Genomic DNA, 21,983 nt, shown 5'->3' on the forward strand with positions numbered 1-21,983 from the left:
TGCGGGCAGTGGCACCGGAAACATTGCCTCTTTCACTGCGGTGAATAATGGCACGAGCGTACAGACCGCCACGATCACAGTCACGCCAATTTATAATGGATGCACAGGAGCAACACAAGATGTAGTGCTTACGGTTAACCCTACACCGGTACTGACTAGCACTTTAACACCAGCCGCGATTTGCAGTGGTGATACATTTAGTTATACACCCACGAGTGCGACAGTAGGAGCCACCTTCGCCTGGAGCAGAGCCTTAGTAGCAGGCATCAGTCAGGGAGTAAGTAGTGGATCAGGCAACATCAGTGAAGTATTGACCAATACAACAGCCACACCGATCAATGTTACCTATATCATCACCAGTACGATAGGTACTTGTAGCAATGCAGGTCAGAGTGTAGTGGTAAGGGTTAACCCTACGCCAGCGTTGAGCAGCAGTTTAACCCCGGCAGCGATTTGCAGTGGTGATACATTTAGTTATACACCTACAAGTGTCACAGTTGGAGCAACCTTCAGCTGGAGCAGAGCAGTAGTGGTTGGCATCACCGAGGCAGCTGGTACAGGCACGAATGATCCTAATGAAACACTGACTAATACAACAAGCTTACCGATTAATGTTACCTATGAGTATACGATATCGGCCAATGGTTGCAGTCAGGTGCAGAATGTAGTGGTGAGTGTTAACCCTACTCCTGTAGTTGCTAATCCTGCAGACGAGACTGTTTGTGCAGGCTCAGCAGTGACAGCCATTAACTTTACAGGTACAGCTACCAGCTACAGCTGGACCAATACGAATACGAGCATAGGCCTTGCGGGCAGTGGCACCGGAAACATTGCCTCTTTCACTGCGGTGAATAATGGCACGAGCGTACAGACCGCCACGATCACAGTCACGCCAATTTATAATGGATGCACAGGAGCAACACAAGATGTAGTGATCACGGTTAACCCTACACCGGTACTGACTAGCACTTTAACACCAGCCGCGATTTGCAGTGGTGATACATTTAGTTATACACCCACGAGTGCGACAGTAGGAGCCACCTTCGCCTGGAGCAGAGCCTTAGTGGCAGGTATTTCTCAAGCAGCTTCCTCTTCTACAGGGGCGATCTCAGAAGTGCTCACCAATACGACAGCCACACCAATCAATGTTACCTATATCATCACCAGCACGATAGGTACTTGTAGCAATGCAGGTCAGAGTGTAGTGGTAAGGGTTAACCCTACGCCAGCGTTGAGCAGCAGTTTAACCCCGGCAGCGATTTGCAGTGGTGATACATTTAGTTATACACCTGCAAGTGTCACAGTTGGAGCAACCTTCAGCTGGAGCAGAGCAGTAGTGGTTGGCATCACCGAGGCAGCTGGTACAGGCACGAATGATCCTAATGAAACACTGACTAATACAACAAGCTTACCGATTAATGTTACCTATGAGTATACGATATCGGCCAATGGTTGCAGTCAGGTGCAGAATGTAGTGGTGAGTGTTAACCCTACTCCTGTAGTTGCTAATCCTGCAGACGAGACTGTGTGTGCAGGCTCAGCAGTGACAGCCATTAACTTTACAGGTACAGCTACCAGCTACAGCTGGACCAATAGTAATACGAGCATAGGCCTTGCGGGCATTGGCACCGGAAACATTGCCTCTTTCACTGCGGTGAATAATGGCACGAGCGTACAGACCGCCACGATCACAGTCACGCCAATTTATAATGGATGCACAGGAGCAACACAAGATGTAGTGCTTACGGTTAACCCTACACCGGTATTGACTAGCACTTTAACACCAGCAGCGATTTGCAGTGGTGATACATTTAGTTATACACCCACGAGTGCGACAGTAGGAGCCACCTTCGCCTGGAGCAGAGCCTTAGTAGCAGGTATTTCTCAAGCAGCTTCCTCTTCTACAGGGGCGATCTCAGAAGTGCTCACCAATACAACAGCCACACCGATCAATGTTACCTATATCATCACCAGCACGATAGGTACTTGTAGCAATGCAGGTCAGAGTGTAGTGGTAAGGGTTAACCCTACGCCAGCGTTGAGCAGCAGTTTAACCCCGGCAGCGATTTGCAGTGGTGATACATTTAGTTATACACCTACAAGTGTCACAGTTGGAGCAACCTTCAGCTGGAGCAGAGCAGTAGTGGTTGGCATTACCGAGGCAGCTGGTACAGGCACGAATGATCCTAATGAAACACTGACTAATACAACAAGCTTACCGATTAATGTTACCTATGAGTATACGATAGCAGCCAATGGTTGCAGTCAGGTGCAGAATGTAGTGGTGAGTGTTAACCCTACTCCTGTAGTTGCTAATCCTGCAGACGAGACTGTTTGTGCAGGCTCAGCAGTGACAGCCATTAACTTTACAGGTACAGCTACCAGCTACAGCTGGACCAATACGAATACGAGCATAGGCCTTGCGGGCAGTGGCACCGGAAACATTGCCTCTTTCACTGCGGTGAATAATGGCACGAGCGTACAGACCGCCACGATCACAGTCACGCCAATTTATAATGGATGCACAGGAGCAACACAAGATGTAGTGATCACGGTTAACCCTACACCGGTACTGACTAGCACTTTAACACCAGCCGCGATTTGCAGTGGTGATACATTTAGTTATACACCCACGAGTGCGACAGTAGGCGCTACCTTCGCCTGGAGCAGAGCCTTAGTAGCAGGCATCAGTCAGGGAGTAAGTAGTGGATCAGGCAACATCAGTGAAGTATTGACCAATACAACAGCCACACCGATCAATGTTACCTATATCATCACCAGCACGATAGGTACTTGTAGCAATGCAGGTCAGAGTGTAGTGGTAAGGGTTAACCCTACGCCAGCGTTGAGCAGCAGTTTAACCCCGGCAGCGATTTGCAGTGGTGATACATTTAGTTATACACCTACAAGTGTCACAGTTGGAGCAACCTTCAGCTGGAGCAGAGCAGTAGTGGTTGGCATTACCGAGGCAGCTGGTACAGGCACGAATGATCCTAATGAAACACTGACTAATACAACAAGCTTACCGATTAATGTTACCTATGAGTATACGATATCGGCCAATGGTTGCAGTCAGGTGCAGAATGTAGTGGTGAGTGTTAACCCTACTCCTGTAGTTGCTAATCCTGCAGACGAGACTGTTTGTGCAGGCTCAGCAGTGACAGCCATTAACTTTACAGGTACAGCTACCAGCTACAGCTGGACCAATAGTAATACGAGCATAGGCCTTGCGGGCATTGGCACAGGAAACATTGCCTCTTTCACTGCGGTGAATAATGGCACGAGCGTACAGACCGCCACGATCACAGTCACGCCAATTTATAATGGATGCACAGGAGCAACACAAGATGTAGTGATCACGGTTAACCCTACACCGGTACTGACTAGCAGTTTAACACCAGCAGCGATTTGCAGTGGTGATACATTTAGTTATACACCTGCGAGTGCCACAGTAGGCGCCACCTTCGCCTGGAGCAGAGCCTTAGTAGCAGGCATCAGTCAGGGAGTAAGTAGTGGATCAGGCAACATCAGTGAAGTATTGACCAATACAACAGCCACACCGATCAATGTTACCTATATCATCACCAGCACGATAGGTACTTGTAGCAATGCAGGTCAGAGTGTAGTGGTGAGGGTTAACCCTACGCCAGCGTTGAGCAGCAGTTTAACCCCGGCAGCGATTTGCAGTGGTGATACATTTAGTTATACACCTGCGAGTGCCACAGTTGGAGCAACCTTCAGCTGGAGCAGAGCAGTAGTGGTTGGCATCACCGAGGCAGCTGGTACAGGCACGAATGATCCTAATGAAACACTGACTAATACAACAAGCTTACCGATTAATGTTACCTATGAGTATACGATATCGGCCAATGGTTGCAGTCAGGTGCAGAATGTAGTGGTGAGTGTTAACCCTACTCCTGTAGTTGCTAATCCTGCAGACGAGACTGTTTGTGCAGGCTCAGCAGTGACAGCCATTAACTTTACAGGTACAGCTACCAGCTACAGCTGGACCAATAGTAATACGAGCATAGGCCTTGCGGGCAGTGGCACAGGAAACATTGCCTCTTTCACTGCGGTGAATAATGGCACGAGCGTACAGACCGCCACGATCACAGTCACGCCAATTTATAATGGATGCACAGGAGCAACACAAGATGTAGTGCTTACGGTTAACCCTACACCGGTACTGACTAGCACTTTAACACCAGCAGCGATTTGCAGTGGTGATACATTTAGTTATACACCCACGAGTGCGACAGTAGGCGCTACCTTCGCCTGGAGCAGAGCCTTAGTGGCAGGTATTTCTCAAGCAGCTTCCTCTTCTACAGGGGCGATCTCAGAAGTGCTCACCAATACAACAGCCACACCGATCAATGTTACCTATATCATCACCAGCACGATAGGTACTTGTAGCAATGCAGGTCAGAGTGTAGTGGTAAGGGTTAACCCTACGCCAGCGTTGAGCAGCAGTTTAACCCCGGCAGCGATTTGCAGTGGTGATACATTTAGTTATACACCTACAAGTGTCACAGTTGGAGCAACCTTCAGCTGGAGCAGAGCAGTAGTGGTTGGCATTACCGAGGCAGCTGGTACAGGCACGAATGATCCTAATGAAACACTGACTAATACAACAAGCTTACCGATTAATGTTACCTATGAGTATACGATATCGGCCAATGGTTGCAGTCAGGTGCAGAATGTAGTGGTGAGTGTTAACCCTACTCCTGTAGTTGCTAATCCTGCAGACGAGACTGTTTGTGCAGGCTCAGCAGTGACAGCCATTAACTTTACAGGTACAGCTACCAGCTACAGCTGGACCAATACAAATACGAGCATAGGCCTTGCGGGCAGTGGCACAGGAAACATTGCCTCTTTCACTGCGGTGAATAATGGCACGAGCGTACAGACCGCCACGATCACAGTCACGCCAATTTATAATGGATGCACAGGAGCAACACAAGATGTAGTGCTTACGGTTAACCCTATTCCGAATGTGAGTGCGCCCAATGCAGTGATTTGTAGTGGCAGCACAACAAGTATAGCGCTAAGCAATCCAAATGCAGTTACAGGTACGCTTTATCGCTGGACAGTTGTACAGAGTGGTGTAAGTGGAGCAAGTAATCAAGCTACTTCAGTAGCTGGTCCGATTGCCCATACCCTGAGTACAACAAGTTCAAATCCGGGAACAGCTACCTACACGATTACCCCGATAGCGAATGGCTGTTTGGGCACATCAACTACAGTAGTTGTTACTGTTAATCCTATTCCAAATGCGCTGGCAACTCCATCTGCACAAACTATTTGTAGTGGTGAGACAACGAACATAGCCTTAACAAATCCTAATGTTGTTACCGGTACTACGTATAGCTGGACAGTTTCAGCAACAAACGTTACAGGGGCGAGTTCGGGTAGTGGTAATACAATTAGTCAGCTACTGAGCAGTACAACAGGTAATACGACTGGTACGGTTATCTACACCATTACACCAAGGGCAAATGGTTGCAACGGAGCTGCGATTACGGCTACGATAACAGTTAATCCAAATCCGACTCTAGCGATTAACAACACAACGTTTACAGTGTGTAACGGACAAACACCTACAATTATATTAACTAACCCCAATAATGTAGCTGGGGCAGGGTATGTATGGACGGTTTCCAGCACAAATATTAACGGATTAGTAAATCAGAATACACCTGTTGCGGCAAGTGCAATTAACACAGCATTAATTCTTACAACAGCCAATACTTCGGGTCAGGCAGTATATAATGTAAGGTCTGTATTAAACGGATGCTACAGTGCAGTTCAATCAATAACAGTTAATGTTAACCCTATACCTACGGTCTTGGCCAGCAATGCAAGTATTTGTAGCGGCTCTACAACAAACATAAATATCACTAATCCAAATGCGGTAACTGGAACAACCTATACCTGGACACGTGTAAGTACAAATGTTAGTGGTGCAAATGCTGGTTCAGGAAATGTAATTAGCCAGCTTTTGACGTCCACTGATGGTATAAATTCTGGTAATGTTGTGTATACGATAACACCAAGTGCAAATGGTTGTGCGGGAACACCTTCAAGCATAACGGTAACTGTAAATCCAAGCCCTACATTCAATGTCGTTAATTCAACAACTGAGATTTGTAGTGGAACCGCGACTAACCTTGTATTTACCAGCCCAACCAATGGACATAGGATAAATGTGATAAGTGTAAATTATGGTGCAGTCTCTGGAGGTACTGTTATTGCAGGGACAACGACATTTACAAATTCAAATGTGTTGATTGAAACCCTGACAAATAATACTAATGCTCCGATTAATGTTGTATACACATTTAATGTGACAACACCATTGACAGCACCAGTTTGTCCAATTAGTCCTGTAACACAAACCGTAATTGTTCGTGTGTTGCCACGACCAGTATTTAGTATAGTAAATAATAATACTCAGATATGCTCTGAAGAAAAAACAAACATTGCCTTAACAACATCTGTTACCGGTGCAAGAATTCGTCTCGTGTCTGTTAATTATAGTGCAGCAACAGGAACTTTGGTAGCTGGAGCAATTTTTGAAAACGCACAAGTTGTAGAAGACTTACTGATAAATCCAACAAACAGTTCAACGACAGTAAACTATACATTTGAAGCATTAGTTGGAAGTTGCCTCCCAAGTTCAAGTCAGGTAGTTAGTGTACTGGTCAGACCTCGCCCGGTAATTACCACAGCTTCAACACTTTTGACAAAAGAAATTTGTAGTGGGCAAGCTTTAAGCTTTACAGCAACAACAAGTCCTGCCTCCACTGTAAATTGGACTGCAGTATACACAAGTCAGATAAACGGAGCCTCTATCTCATCTTCAGGATCAGGGCCAATTACAAATACCCCGATTAACATTAGTAATGTAAATGGAACTGTAACGTATACGCTTACTCCTGTTGTAAATGGATGTGTGGGAGCTTCACGTGATTATGTGGTCACTGTTAAACCTCTTCCATCGGTTACTACTTCTAATGTAATTATCTGTAGTGAGTCTGTTGCTTTACTTAATCTCAGCTCGTCTCCTCAAAATATCTCAGGTACTACTTATTCATGGACTACCTCTAATTTGGGTGTAGTTTCTGGTCAATCCAATGGCGATGGCTCATCGATTAGTCAAACGTTAGTGTCTAACCATTTGGGTGGTGTCGTTTCTTATACAATAACTCCTGCTGCCAATGGATGCTTTGGACCTTCGGCTGTTTACACAGCAACAGTAAATCCAAAAGCAATAGTTAATGCTGGACCTGACTTCGCGGTTTGCGAACCTACTGATGTTGCCATAGCAGGTTCACTTGCGGGAAGCGCTACTGTAGGTACATGGTCTGTAGTAAGCGGACAAGGATCTGGTTCGGTTGCAGGTACAGGTTTGAATGACATTTATACAGTTGCGCCAACTGATATTGGCAATAGCGTTACATTGTTATTGACCTCTAATGATCCTGACGGAGCAGGGCCTTGCCCAATCGTAACAGATCAGTTAGTAATTGCTGTAAACAGACAAGCACGTGTTACGGCACCAGCGGACTATACCTTATGCGAGCCAACAGATTTTATGTTAACGAGTACTTTAAGCGGAAGTGCAACGAGTGGTTCATGGTCAGTTATTGATGGTGACGGAACTTTGACGGTAAGTAGTATTACGCTGAATAATGTTTCGGCTACTTATATTCCTGCCATAACAGACGTCTCAACCTCCCTTCAATTTAGAATTACTACTAATGATCCTGACGGAACTGGACCTTGTTTAGTTGCTAGTGATGATGTAGTAATTAATATTAATCAGGCTGCAAGAATTACAGCAGGTTCAGATTTTGAAGTTTGTGAAGATGAGCCTTTAGTATTAAATGGCACAAAGTCAGGCGCTACTTCTGTTGTTACATGGACTGGTGGAACAGGTACTTTTGCAAATGCGTCAGCAGAATCGACTGCCTATTCATTGAGTGCTGCAGAGTTTAATGCCCTTAGTCAAGTTCTTACATTCAGATTAACTACCGATGATCCTGATGGTGCCGGGCCATGTACTTCTGTATTCGATGAAGTAATGGTAACAGTAAATGATACAACCGAAATTATATTCTTCGGTTTGGATCCTGTTTATGCTGAAAACCAACCACCCGTAACTTTACTACCTAATCCAAGTGGCGGTGTGTTTACAGGGTCTGGTATAACAGCGGGTACTACTATATTTTCACCAGAATTTGCAAATGTTGGTAGCATAAATAAAATAACGTATACCTACATCAACCCGGTTACTTCTTGTAGTAGTATATTCTCTAGAAATACCATTGTTAACCCTATTACAACAGTAGCCTTCCGATTTGAAGACAATAAAGGTGCGGTGGAAGTGAACCAAAACCTGGTTACACTATGTGCAGAAACAGGTGACATCGAACTTATAGGGGATCCTCTTGTGAATACCCCACCAGTTGCGCCAGTTAATGCTTTCTTTTCATCCACTACCGCAGGAATAATCTCTCAGGTCGGTTTACGTTATTTCTTGCGAACAAATGGTCTTGCAGGTGGCTCATACTTTATTACTTATACTTATACTAATGAGTTTAATGCGACTAATTCTATAACAAGAGAAGTTTATGTTTACTCTGCACCTCAATCCAGAATCAGAGGACTAGCAGCAGGTGGAGATGTTAATAATGATGCGGATCTTTTATCATCAATAGACGGATGTATTAGTGATGATGTTCAGTTTGTTGGTAGAGCATCTGATATTATTAATAATCAGACAGGCGCTTCAATTGTCGAATACAATTGGAATTTTGATGATAACGGTAACACAAGTGTTTCAGAGAATCCAATTTATAGCTTTGGTCAATCAAGATTCTACAACATCTCACTTCGCGTAAGAACTAACCAACAGTGTTTTTCAGATACCACAATTGCTGTGCAAGTGGGTAAACCACCATTGGTTGACTTCAGTTGGTCTAAGGTATGTAGTGGCGATGTTACTGAGTTTGAAAATGATTCTAAAACTGGTATTAGTAAAGCCCTCGCTGTTAATTGGGACTTTGGAGATATGACGATCCTTAACAAAGAGCCATTAACATTTGGTGATACTGTAAACATTAATACACCGTGGAGTCCCCATCATATGTTCCCTGCCGGGCCTGCACAAGCTTACGACATAACACTTACTGTAAAGACTGAAGAAGGTTGTTCTGCATCGTTAACCAAAAATGCATTTATCCTTACTTCAGGTGATGCACAACAATTAGCAAGCACTGGATATCGTGAAGATTTCAGAAATGGACAAGGAACATGGTTTCCGACAAACAGTACTTTGGAAAACGTTACTGCCACCAGCTGGAATTTTGGTTTGCCAGATGGAACTACTATCGATAATGCGATTAACAACGCATGGTATATGCGTGAATATCAAAATATAGATAACTCTGTAGTTATAGGTCCATGCTTAAACCTTAGCGGCCTTACTAAACCAATGATCTCACTTGATTTTTGGTCAGATACTGACGAGCAACTTGATGGCACTGTACTTCAATACTCAATTGATGAAGGGGATACCTGGGTTGTATTAGGTGATAATAGTGGAAATGGAATTAACTGGTATAAGAGTTCAACGATTACAGGTGACCCAGGTAACCAGACAATCACAACATTTAATCGATTTGGTTGGAGTGGCGATTCTGGCGGTTGGCAAAATGCCCGCTATAGTCTTGACGAGATACCTTTAACAGAAAGGGATAAGGTGGTATTCCGTATCGCCTTTGGAAGCAACAACCCATCTGATCGTACTTATAATGGATTTGCATTTGATAATATTTATATAGGGGATAAGCAGAAGCTTGTATTACTTGAGCACTTTACAAATAATACTACAACACTGGTTAATTTCAATAATGAAATTGATGATGCCTATGCTGCTGATACTATAGGAAGAGATCGTCAGTCTAACTTTTTGAAATTGCAGTATCATATGGCTAACCCTAACGCAAGTGACGAGTTTAGTCTTAATAATCCGGCTGACCCTTCGGTAAGAAGCTTCTTCTATGGTGTGGAAACACCACCGTTTACAATTATGAATGGTGCACTTGGTAATTATACTGTTGGAGATTTTAATCCATTCACAACAAACTTTAACGGACTCTTTTCAAGAATTACACCTCAGGTTATTAATAGAGAAGCCTTATTAGCACCTAAGTTTAATCTTCAACTGGAATTGGATGTCAATAATAACGATGAGGATAAAATTGAATTCAAGACTAGTTTAACATACGTAGACTCCATATCAGTTAATTTTAATGAAGCTGTAAATGTTTATGTTGTATTGTATGAATCAGGAGTAAGAGCTGAGGAAAGCCCAGTTGAAAATGTAATGTTTAAAAATGTTATGCGTCAAATGCTATCGGGAAGCGGTGGCATTACAATCAATCAGCCTTGGGTATGGGGAGGTTTAGGTGTAAGTCCAACTATTAGAGAAGCAGTAGTTGATTTACGAACTCAATTCCAAGAAACAGATAGTCTGTGGGTCGTTGCATTTGTGCAAAACAGGAATACAAGAGAAATCTATCAGACTGTTATACAAAAAGTAGTTAAACCTAAAGTTCCATTGTTACCTGTTGGCCTTGAAGAGGAGATTGTGAAAACTGAGTTGGAGCAAATTGAAATGTATCCAAACCCGGCCTCTAATAAAGTAAACCTGTATGCTGAAGGTATTTTGTCTCAGCAATACGATTGGAAGATTATCAACCAACAAGGCGTTCAGGTAATGAGTGGTAAGCTGGAAAGAGAATTCTTTACACCTAAAGAGATCATGACAGAGCAGCTGGCAGATGGCGTTTACTTTATGGTATTTGGCACAAAGGGCGAACCACTACATTACAAGAAGCTCGTCATCGTAAACAGACAATAAGTTAAACGATCAGATAAGTTCGTTTGAAAGGCTATCGACTGCGCTCAGGCATTTGTCCCTGAACTGGTCGATAGCTTTTTTTAATGTACTGGTATTCGTCTTTGTCTTAGCTCGCTTCTCAATATCAATAACCTGTTCTTTCAAAATACCCGCTCCCATCAAAATAAATGAAGGTTTAATTTGATGCGCAAGATTCCCCACTTTCTCCCAATTCTCAATCATAGCATTTGCAGCCATGTCATCAAGAATAGGAGGAATGGAGCTGATGAAAGTCTCAATCATGTCGCGCATAAACTCTTGGTTGTTGCCCGACACACCTCGCAAATAATTAAGATCGTAATAAATAAGTCCCTGGTTTTTATCTTTGCTTTCTTTCCAGTAAGCTTCTTTATTTGGAATAATCTTCAGTTCAATAAACAACTTTCGGTAAAGATCATCTGGTGTAAAAGGCTTCGGTAAAAAATTATCCATACCGGCAGCAAGACACTTATCAGCATCGCTTTTGGTTGCGTTTGCAGTTAGTGCAATTATGGGCACAGCATTCTTAGGGGCAGTCATTTGCCTTATGGCCTTGGTAGTTTCATAACCATCCATAACCGGCATCTGTACATCCATTAATACAACATCAAACCAACCGCTTTTAAGTTTTTCAATAGCGACCAATCCATTCTCGGCTGTCTCTGTCTCACTTTGCCAGTTTTTCAAAATACTCTTGGCGTACAAACGATTTATGTCGTTGTCCTCCACCAACAATACGCGCATGCTTTTACCAGGGTGCTGCTCACTGGTTATTGTTTCGTTGCTGACTTGCTTTAGGTTTCTTGCTTTACCAACTGTATAGGGCATAATTACCCTGAAGGTGGAGCCTTGGTGTTCGATACTTTCGACAGTAATTTTGCCGTGCTGTAATTCTACCAATTGGCGCACGATGGTTAAACCTAGTCCTGTTCCACCATATCGCCTTGTTACGCTTGCATCTGCCTGACTAAAGCTTTCAAAGATGGTATCCAACTTTTCTTGGGCAATACCAACACCAGTATCAATCACTTCCAAACGTACCCAACATACATTGCGTTGAATAAGGTCGGCTGTGCACTTTACAGTTATACTTCCGTTATTGGTAAACTTTACAGCATTGCCTATCAGATTAATTAGAATTTGATTAAGGCGAACCGGATCACCTAAAAGTATAGTGTTTAGCTTGGGGTCTATTTCATGGTTAAGTGAAATTTTCTTTTCTTTTGCCTGGTATGAAAAGGTATTGATAAGTGGTGGTAGGAGGTCGTGTAGGTTAAATCCAATTTTTTCAAGCTTAAGTTTTCCGGATTCAATCGCAGATAAATCAAGAATGTCATTAATTATAACTTTCAGGTTTTCAGCAGAATGCTGTATCGCATTTAGGTAAGCACTTAAGTCATCCGACTGCAGGTTTTGATGCAGTAGGTTGGCCAGACCGGCAATACCATTAATAGGAGTTCTTATCTCGTGACTAATATTAGCCAAAAACTGCTCTTTGGCTTTTTGTAATCGTATCAGCTCAGCAGCATCCTCTTTTCGTTGGGTTATATCACGGCAGTCAAGAATGAGTCCATTCAGATTTTCCTGATTTTTTAAGTTGATGGCATTAAACTCAAGAAAACGATAACTGCGGTCTTTGCATAAAAACTGAAATTCAATTTTTTGCGAATAGGCCTTACGTTGAATCTGTTTAAAACTTTTTAAAAATTCATCACGACTATCTGGTAAAACATAGTCAAAGAAGTGTTTGCTCACCAGACTGTTGGCTCTGTAGCCAAGGGTTTTCCTCACAGCATTGTTGTGATAAAGGATTTTCCCGTCAAAGTCTACAATAAAAATGATATCTGAGCCATCGTCTACAACGCTTTTGTAGAAGCTACCCTTGCGAACATATTGCTCTAAGTTCTTCATACTTAGATTCCCGCAGCTTCCATCTCTTTCAGGTAACGATAGATGGAAGACTTACCAATGTCTAGTCTTCTGGCTACCTCTAGCACATCGTTGTCGTATCTATTCAGGTAATGGCGAATAATTCTGTACATATATTCCTCCATTTTCATTTCCTGATTAAGAAGTGAGTCAATTCCTTTGCTGCTGGTAAAGGTTATGTCCTGGGGTCGAACCTCCTGGCCCTCAGCCATTACTGCTGAAAGTTCAATCACCGACTTTAACTCCCTGACATTACCTGGAAAATGATATTGTAATAATTTTTCTTGTGCTTCCTGTGTGATCTTGAATTTAGAAAGTTGGTTCTCTTTCGAAAAATGATCCAGAAAATGCTTTGCAATAATAATCACATCATTACCACGCTCGCGAAGCGGGGGGAGATGGATTGGCAGGCCAAGCAAGCGGTAGTATAAATCTTCTCTGAATCTATTCTCCTTTACTTCAAGCGATAAATCCCTGTGCGTAGCTGCAATAATACGTACATCCAGCTTTACCACCTGATTACCACCTATTCTAACCACTTCTCGTTCCTGTAGTACCCTCAAGAGTTTGGCTTGAAGGTTTGGATCCATCTCACCAATTTCATCCAAAAAAATGGTTCCTCCATCAGCCTCTTCAAACTTACCAATCCTTCTTGTAATAGCTCCCGTAAAAGCACCTTTCTCATGTCCAAACAATTCGCTTTCAATCAGGTCTCGAGGAATTGCTGCAATATTAACAGCCACAAAGGCTTTATTTTTACGTTTACTGCTGTAGTGTATCGCTTTAGCAATCAGCTCTTTACCGGTTCCTGTTTCACCAGTAATTGAGATAGAGATGTTAGTCTTCACAGCCTTCTCCATCAAGTCAAAAATCTTCTTGATAGAAGTGCTGCTGCCGATTATACTCTTCTCAAAGTCGTACTTTTCAGAGATCTCTTTTCTTAGGTGTACAATCTCTTTCAATTGCGATACCTTCTCACGAGCATTCTTTATGGTGTATAAAAGCCTGTCTTTCGCGTCAGTATCCTTGGGTATATAATAGTAGGCGCCAGCCTTCATCAGGTCTACCGCGGTACTTATTTTTTCTTGTGCCGATACAATGATTACCTGAGCTTCTGGAAGAACCTGTATTATTTCATGCAATACCTTCTCGCCTGGCATATCAGGCAGGGAGTAGTCAAGTGTGATGATAGTTGGGTTCTTATGCAGGTTTTGTATGCACTCTTTGCCTGAGGTAAAGTACTCAACATCAAAGTCTGGGTTGAGTCCAAGCACATATTTGAGGAATTTACTGTAAGCCGGATCATCCTCTACCACAAAGATTTTAACAGGGTCTTTTTCGTACATCAGCGCTGGTTTATTTACTCCTTCAAGTAAAACAGTTTTTTTTACAGTTAAAAGTTTAAAAAGAGTCTTTTATTTTCCAACTTTAAACAGCTGATTGGTATGATACGAGACTTTGACAAATTGAGCGATACAGAGACTGAACTGATGCTTAAAGCACCTTTTCTGGTTTGCATACTCATTGCTGGTGCAGATGGTAATATCGATAAAAAGGAGATTAAGGGAGCTATTAGCTTTGCAGAGAAGAAGCACAAGAGGGCAGGTGTACTTAGTGCCTTTTTCAAAGAACTATCCCAAGATTTTGAAGATAAGTTGAAGATATTGATTCAAAGCTACCCTTATGAGTCTACACAACGAAGTCCGTTGATTGTTGCTGAACTTAGTGAGCTCAATAAACTGTGGTCAAAGATACCGGCTGGCTTTGCAAATGAGTACTACGCTTCGCTGAAAGACATCGCAGAAGGCATTGCATCTTCATCTGGAGGTGTGCTTGGCCTTAAATCAATTGACTCAGAAGAAGCTAAGTTTATAAAATTAGGTATGATTCAAAACCCCCAGGTTTCTTAATTCATGGCGCAGAATACGTTATTGGGTAGTGCTGCCATTCCCTTGCGTTTAGTGTTTGTTATGTGGTTGGTTTTCCTGATGGATGCCCTCTATCAGTTTAATCTGGCACTTTTAGGTATAGTTCCACGTACTTTAGGAGGCATATTTGGAATCCTGTTTGCCCCGATGTTACATGGCAATTTCCTTCACCTGCTCTCCAACACTTTTCCACTTCTGTTTTTGGGTACCATGCTTTTCTATTTTTATGGGCGCATTGGGCAGACTGTTTTCCTGCGTTCATATTTTTGGACAAATCTTTGCGTGTGGTTATTTGCCAGACCAGCAAATCATATCGGAGCAAGTGGCATAGTTTATGGTCTTGCCTTTTTTTTGATTTTCTTTGGCATTTTTAGAAGAGACTTTATGTCGCTGTTGATATCAATCATTACTGTGCTCATGTATGGCGGAGTGTTTTACGGCATTTTGCCTACAGATCCTTCCATTTCGTGGGAAGCGCACTTCGCAGGAGCATTAGTAGGGTTTTATACAGCGGTTGACTTTCGTAACAAAAGACGTGTTGGGTAATGGATGCACAGGTATCGAAAATACTAAGTGACTTAAAAGCAAGAAAGTATGCGCCTGTGTACTTTCTGCAAGGAGAGGAAAGCTATTTTATTGATCTGATTTCTGATTACATCGAGAAAAATGTACTCGCTGAATCTGAAAAAGGCTTCAATCAAGTTGTTGTGTACGGTAAAGATGTAAACATGGCTACCATCTTAACCCATGCCCGCAGGTTTCCGATGATGGCTGAAAGGCAGGTAGTCATAGTAAAGGAAGCACAGGATATACAAGATATCAATAACGAAACAGGGGGTAAACTCTTGCTTAATTATTTGCAAAACTCAGTACCTAGTACAGTATTGGTTTTTGCCCATAAGAATAAATCACTGGATAAACGAAAGGAACTAGGCAAGAATATAGAAAAGCTTGCCTTGGCGCTCACTACCAAAAAGCTTTACGACAACCAGCTTCCTGATTTTGTAAATGCTTATGCATCACAAAAAGGAGTGGCTATCGATGATAGGGCTGTTCAGGTTTTCTGCGAATACATTGGCAATGATCTGAACAGACTGGCCAACGAGTTTGATAAGCTGATTATTGGTGGTGTACCGGCAGGAGGCATAACAGCCGAGCATGTAATGATGCAGGTGGGCATCAGTAAAGAGTATAATATCTTTGAATTGCAGCGGGCGGTGGTCAGTCGGAATACCCTTCAAGCCAATCGTATCGTTAACTACTTTGAGAAAAACACAAAGAAAAACCCTGTGATACCCATTGTAGCCTTTTTATTCTCATTTTTCAGTAAACTGTTGGCCGCATCGCAGGCAGGCGATAAAAGTGATAAGGGTTTGGTAAGTGTCTTGAAGATAAGTCCTTATGCTGCCCGCGACTATAGTCAAGCCTTAAGAATATTTCCGCAGGATAAGATAATGAATAATATTTCGTTTTTAAAGGAAGCCGATCTGAAATTGAAAGGAGTAGATTCAGGTTCGGCAGACGAAGGTCAGATATTACGCGAACTAGTGTACAAATTATTGAGTTAAAGATGTCAGTTATAAACAAGCTGCTAGTGCAGTACAGACTCAAACAATCTTTTAGGATGAAACTATTTTTAGCCTGCGGGCTCTTTATTTTTACTTTGACGGGGTTGAATCAAGTAGTTGCACAAAATGCCTATTCGGAAAGTAACTCAGACCATATGTTTGTTAAAGCTAACGAACTGATGGAGCAAGGTAATTTTGGAGCAGCCAGAAATGCCTATCAGAATTTTTTAAAAAATAGTACACCGCTTGATTCGAGGAGAGGAGAGGCTGCCTATGGTGAAGCGAGTGCTGCCTTAAGGTTAGGTAATAAAGATGCTGAGGCAGTAACCCTAGCTTTTATTGATACTTACAGAACTCATCCAAGAGCTAATGTAGCAAAACTTCAATTGGCTCAGTATTTTTATCAAGCACAGAAATACAGTAAAGCCATCAGCTATTTTTCGGATGTTGATTTTGTAAAACTTACCACCGAGCAACAAATGCAGGGTAAGTTTCAATATGGTTATAGCTACTTTAGTGAGCGTAAGCTTACTGATGCACAACTTTATTTTAATCAGGTTAAATATAGTGAGCATGCCTACACAGCAGCTGCTAATTATTATGCTGGTTTTATTGCTTTCTCTGAAGAAAAATATGATGCAGCATTAACCGATTTAAAAAAGGCCGAAACGAATGAAGCCTATAAAACCATTGTTCCCTATTTGATAGCCAGTGTTTATTACAGACTTGGTCAGTATGATGAATTATTACGTTATGCTGAAAAGGTTGGTGAAGATGAATCTGTAAAAAACCGGAAGGAGCTTCACTTACTTGTTGCCGAAGCCCATTACGCTAAAGGCGAATACATAAAAGCAGCTGATCAGTACAATCAATCGCTAACAGATAAAAGCATTGGCGACCCTGCTATATGGTACCGTGCAGGTATTTGCAACGATAAGGCCGGCAATCAAAAAGAAGCTATAAGACTTTTAGAACTAGCTGCAATTACGACTGAACAAATTTCCTTTGCGGCTTCCTATCAATTGGGTATCGTTTACCTCAAAACCGGAGAAAAGGCTTATGCTGTTAATGCATTCGACCGCGCCAGAAAAGCGACAGACAAAACACTGGCAGAACAAGCTCAATTTAATTTTGCTAAAGTACTGTATGATCAAGAACAAGCTGATAGAGCCATTTTTGAATTTGAATATTATTTGAAAGCTTTTCCGCAAGGAGACTTCGAGAACGAGACCAAAGAATTATTGGCACAAGCATATGTTAATGGTAATAACTATAACAAAGCCATAGAATATATACAGGGTTTGCCAAATAAAAGTCCTGCCATAGAGCAAGCTTACCAGAAAGCCACCTTTTTAAAGGGGACAGAGTTTTTTAATAAAGATGAGTACAATGAAGCGATCACTCATTTTACAAAATCACTTGCTTATCCCCGCGATGAAAAGTATGTACAAAGAGCCGCTTTTTGGAATGGTGAATCGCTATCTATTCAAAAGAAATATTCTGAAGCCGAACCTTTCTATCAGCTTAGTATTAAAAATGGATCGGGCGATTTAATTATGTTACAGCAAGCCTATTATGGTTTGGGATATGTGCAATACAACCAAAAGGAACATACAAGGGCACTGAATAGCTTTAGGGAATTCATTAATAAATCAAGCAAGCAAACACCTAATTATGCCGATGGTCTGTTAAGGTTAGCTGATTGTCATTTCATTGCCAGAAGTTTTGATGAGGCTCTATCCTTTTACAACAGGTATAAGGATGCTAAAGGCAATGATATGGACTATGCCTATTTACAGGCAGGTTTGATTTATGGAATGCAACGCAACTATGAGGCCTCAAGTAATCAATTTAGTTTATTGATTAGTAATTATCCATCGTCATCATACCTGGCTGAAGCCTTGTATCAAAAGGCACAATTTGATATAGAACAAGGCGCATATCAAAAAGCCGTTGATGGGTTATCCAAACTGATTACTGCAGAGCCAACCTCCGCTTATGTACCTTACGCGTACGCACGCAGGGCAGCTTCTAACTTCAATTTGAAGAATTATAACAATACAGTTGACGATTATATCAAATTAATCAGTTTATACCCAACACATGTCATGGCACAAGAGGTGTTGTTACCTTTACAAGAGTCGCTTGACAGGATAGGACGTTCAGCAGAGTTTGATCAATACTTGGCAGCAGTTAAAAAAGCAAGTCCCGATAGCAAAGGTTTGGAGAAGCTGGAGTTTGAATCAGCTAAGAAACTTTACTTTAATGAGCAATATGATAAGGCTATTGTTGCTTTGAAGGATTTTAATAATACCTATTCGCAGAGTGTATTAAAAACTGAAGCAAGTTATTATGTAGCCGAATCTTATTATCGCCTTCGCGATTGGGATAAGGCCTATCCTGTTTATACAGAACTAAAGCGGTACACCACATTTCAATTTGCTGCAAGGGTAGCCGCCAGGTTGGCGGATGTTTCTTTTAAGTTGGCCAGGTATGAAGAGGCTGTACCACATTACCATTATTTCGAACGATTTGCTGTAAATAAGAAAGATCTCTACTCAGCACTTTCTGGAATAATGGAATCCTTTTACCTATTAGGTCAGTACGATTCTTCTGATCACTATGCCAGACAAATTATAGAACGCGCAGCTATCAACGCAGGAGCTGAGAATAAAGCTTCATTGTATCTTGGCAAATCGGCTATGGCAAAAGGCGATTATGATGCAGCGGAAGATGAGTTTTTAAACACGCTTAATGCCGCAAGAGATGAATATGGTGCTGAGGCTAAATACCTGCTGGGCACAATTTTCTTTTTACGTAAAGATTATAAGCAGAGTATAGAAACACTTATGAGCTTGAACAACGATTTTAAAGCTTATGACGAGTGGGTAGGAAAATCATTTTTATTGCTGGCAGATAACTTTTTAGCGAAAGAAGATCTTTTTCAAGCCAAGGCAACCTTGCAATCACTTGTGGATAATTTTCCGATCGCCACAATTAAAATGGAAGCAGCGAATAAATTAAAAGAGATTGAAAAGCAAGAAGCTGCTGGTGTAGCGCAGGACAGTGTTAAAACTGACAATTAAGAATGTATAACATGAAAAGTATCTTCATTAATATAGTTGTAAGTGTTTGCCTTGGTGTGAGCTTTCAGGCAATTGCCCAAACAACAGGGGAGTTGGAGAATGTTGAAATTGAAATTGTAAAAGAAAGAAAAATTGCATTGCCAGAAGCAGAGCGCAAATTCTCTAAAATAACACCACATGCTTCAGAACCAATATCGCCACCCATTACCTATAGTTTCAAACCACTTAATGTAGAGTTGCCACTTGCAAACCTTGTTGTAAAACCACTTAAGTTGAAGAAGGAGAGTGAACCAGAAGCGAAACGCGGTTACTTTAGCGCGGGTTATGGAAATTTTGCTTCACCCTATTTGGAGGCATACTACACATCAAAGCGCAGTGCTAAGCAACTGGTTGGCGCAAGTGCCATAGTAGATGTGTGGGCTAAAGGGCCGGTAGATGACAGAAACTCTGGTAATGGTATCTATGGCTTTTCATTATTTGGAGCATCTTTTGGAAATACTTTTAAGACAGATGTAAATCTTTCCTACAATAGATCATTTTGGCATTTCTATGGTTATCCACAAGATCCTGCAATAAATATTGAGGCAGGTAATATTCGACAACATTTCGATCGCTTTTCATTAAGCGCTACAATTGCCAATGGTTCGAAGAGTAAGTTTGTTTACGATTTAAAAGGAGGTTTCGGTTATATACAAGATGCTTATGCGGCACGAGAATCAGATGTCAATCTTTCTTTTTCATCTGCCTATTCCCTTAAACCCACCAGAAAAGTAATAACAAATGCCAGCTATCAGTTAATCAGTAGAAAGGATGTGTTAGTAGAGGCAAAGCCACGTAGTTTATTTCAGGCCGAGATGTTGTATACCATTAATCCGATTGACAGATTATTGATTGATGTTGGTTTTGGTGTTGCATATGAAAACGATACGTTGGATAAAGACTTCCATTTTTACCCAAAAGCGCATGCACGATATGAGTTAACTAAAGGAGTATTGGCAAAAGCCTCATTGTCAGGGCAAATGAGATCGGTATCGTTACACACACTTACTACTGAAAATCCCTGGTTGGCACCTAATGTGTTAATACAGCACACTAATGAAGCCTTTGTTTTAGAAGCCGGTTTAGAAGCTGCATTCGCTAAAAACTTCAAAGCCGAGGTTGGTGCTTCTGTAGCTTCATTACGTAACTTATACTTCTATACGAATGATGCCACAGATCAATCTCAGTTTTTATTAAGCTATGATGATAAGGCGACTGAGCGTATCAATTTCTATGGGATTATCGATCATGCCGTCTCAAAGCGTTCCGTTATTTCTCTTCGTGCAGATTGGTTCAATTATGTAACAGATACTTTATCTGCGGCATGGCATAGACCAACCTATAAAGTGGCACTCCAAAGCACCTATAATTTCTTTCAAAAGTTGAAACTATCAGGTGGGGTTACTTTTTTGGGTGGTATGAAAGCATACAATTTTGCTGAAGCGAAAGCCGTAACACTGGAACCAGCTATCGATTTTTCGCTTCGTGCAGAGTATTTTGTATCAGATAAATTGTTACTCTTTATACAGGGCGCCAATCTGCTTTCAAGTGATTACAATCTTTACCTAAACTACCCCGTAAGAGGGGCGCAGGTAAGGGCTGGCTTTAGCTGGAGCTTCTGATTTTTGCTCGATACGTATGAATTCTTATAAATTCCTTTATTTTTGTATGTTAAGGAATTGTAAAAAACCAACGCATGGCACGTAGAAAGAAAACTACCGAAGAAAAACCAACAGAAGAAGTTACGGGTTCATCCGATGACAACTTTGGTTTGCCTGACATAGACTATACACCTATTGACCGAACGGAAGAAACTCCTGTTATCCAGGAAACTTCTACTCCTGAACCTGAACCAGTTCAAACAAAAACAGAACATTACAGCTCTAGTAGCCAAAGCGCTGATACAGGAACCACCTCTCATAGCAGCTACGAGTCAACTTATACCTACACACCTCCTAAGGAAGAGAGCTCAATGGCACCTAAGATTATTGGTATTATTGTTGTTGTTTTATTAGCCCTGGCAGCAACTTATTACTTTGCTGTTTACAAACCGCAACAGCAAGCTGAGGAGAAAGCATTGTTAGATAAGAAGCGCAAAGACGCTGAAGCTAAAGAGCAGGAACGTCTGCAGGAACAACAAAGATTAGACGAAGAAAGAAGAAGGGCTCAAGCTGAGGCTGAAGCGAATGCAAAGCCAAAAGAAGGAAGTATTGAAACACTAAGTGAACGTACTAAGCGTTATTATGTGGTCATATCCAGCTCGATAGACGATGATCTTGTAATGGATTATGCTAAAGAGCTGAGTGCTAGTGGTGTTAACTGCAAAATCATTCCTCCTTATGGAAAAGTAAAGTTTTCGCGTCTTACTATTGCTGAAGGTGATACATATGCCAACGCACAAAGTATAGCCGATGGCTTAAAAGGTCAGTATGGAGATGGCCTTTGGGTAATAAAATATTAACAACGTTGAAATCCTGAAAAGGCAATC

Annotated in this window: 9 protein-coding genes; 7 read left to right on the forward strand and 2 right to left on the reverse strand. The window is 41.8% G+C overall.

Annotation, left to right across the window (positions count from 1 at the left end):
• Nucleotides 1–40 precede the first annotated feature (40 nt).
• Nucleotides 41–10,927, forward strand: coding sequence for a PKD-like domain-containing protein (locus tag SanaruYs_RS20030; RefSeq protein ID WP_218022335.1), 10,887 nt, complete (start codon nucleotides 41–43; stop codon nucleotides 10,925–10,927).
• Nucleotides 10,928–10,936: 9 nt separating this feature from the next.
• Here SanaruYs_RS20030 and SanaruYs_RS00005 read toward each other — a convergent pair whose 3' ends face one another.
• Nucleotides 10,937–12,856 carry a PAS domain-containing hybrid sensor histidine kinase/response regulator gene (locus SanaruYs_RS00005; protein WP_127120461.1) on the reverse strand — a complete coding sequence of 640 codons (1,920 nt, stop codon included), beginning with the start codon at nucleotides 12,854–12,856 and terminating at the stop codon, nucleotides 10,937–10,939.
• Nucleotides 12,857–12,858: 2 nt separating this feature from the next.
• Complete coding sequence (locus tag SanaruYs_RS00010; RefSeq protein WP_127120462.1) at nucleotides 12,859–14,220, reverse strand: sigma-54-dependent transcriptional regulator; 1,362 nt, start codon at nucleotides 14,218–14,220, stop codon at nucleotides 12,859–12,861.
• Between the two features lie 99 nt (nucleotides 14,221–14,319).
• Here SanaruYs_RS00010 and SanaruYs_RS00015 point away from each other — a divergent pair, with 99 nt between their 5' ends.
• The 6 genes from SanaruYs_RS00015 (at nucleotide 14,320) to SanaruYs_RS00040 (ending at nucleotide 21,956) form a co-directional block, all read left to right on the forward strand.
• Nucleotides 14,320–14,784: a hypothetical protein gene (locus SanaruYs_RS00015; RefSeq protein WP_127120463.1), complete on the forward strand. Its 465-nt coding sequence runs from the start codon at nucleotides 14,320–14,322 to the stop codon at nucleotides 14,782–14,784.
• Nucleotides 14,785–14,787: 3 nt separating this feature from the next.
• A complete protein-coding gene (locus SanaruYs_RS00020; protein ID WP_246011797.1) occupies nucleotides 14,788–15,348 on the forward strand; it encodes a rhomboid family intramembrane serine protease in 561 nt (186 codons plus the stop codon).
• Complete coding sequence (gene holA, locus SanaruYs_RS00025) at nucleotides 15,348–16,370, forward strand: DNA polymerase III subunit delta (RefSeq protein ID WP_127120464.1); 1,023 nt, start codon at nucleotides 15,348–15,350, stop codon at nucleotides 16,368–16,370. Before SanaruYs_RS00020 ends, holA begins: the two co-directional genes overlap by 1 nt.
• Before the next feature lie 56 nt (nucleotides 16,371–16,426).
• The gene (locus tag SanaruYs_RS00030) at nucleotides 16,427–19,456 is read left to right on the forward strand and encodes a tetratricopeptide repeat protein (RefSeq protein WP_160118548.1); all 3,030 of its coding nucleotides are present in this window, start codon (nucleotides 16,427–16,429) and stop codon (nucleotides 19,454–19,456) included.
• A gap of 11 nt (nucleotides 19,457–19,467) precedes the next feature.
• Nucleotides 19,468–21,117, forward strand: coding sequence for a porin family protein (locus SanaruYs_RS00035; RefSeq protein ID WP_127120466.1), 1,650 nt, complete (start codon nucleotides 19,468–19,470; stop codon nucleotides 21,115–21,117).
• 74 nt (nucleotides 21,118–21,191) lie between these two features.
• Nucleotides 21,192–21,956 carry a hypothetical protein gene (locus SanaruYs_RS00040; protein WP_127120467.1) on the forward strand — a complete coding sequence of 255 codons (765 nt, stop codon included), beginning with the start codon at nucleotides 21,192–21,194 and terminating at the stop codon, nucleotides 21,954–21,956.
• Nucleotides 21,957–21,983 lie beyond the last annotated feature (27 nt).

Origin of the sequence: Chryseotalea sanaruensis (assembly GCF_003990915.1) — a bacterium.
Taxonomy (GTDB): Bacteria; Bacteroidota; Bacteroidia; order Cytophagales; family Cyclobacteriaceae; genus Chryseotalea; species Chryseotalea sanaruensis.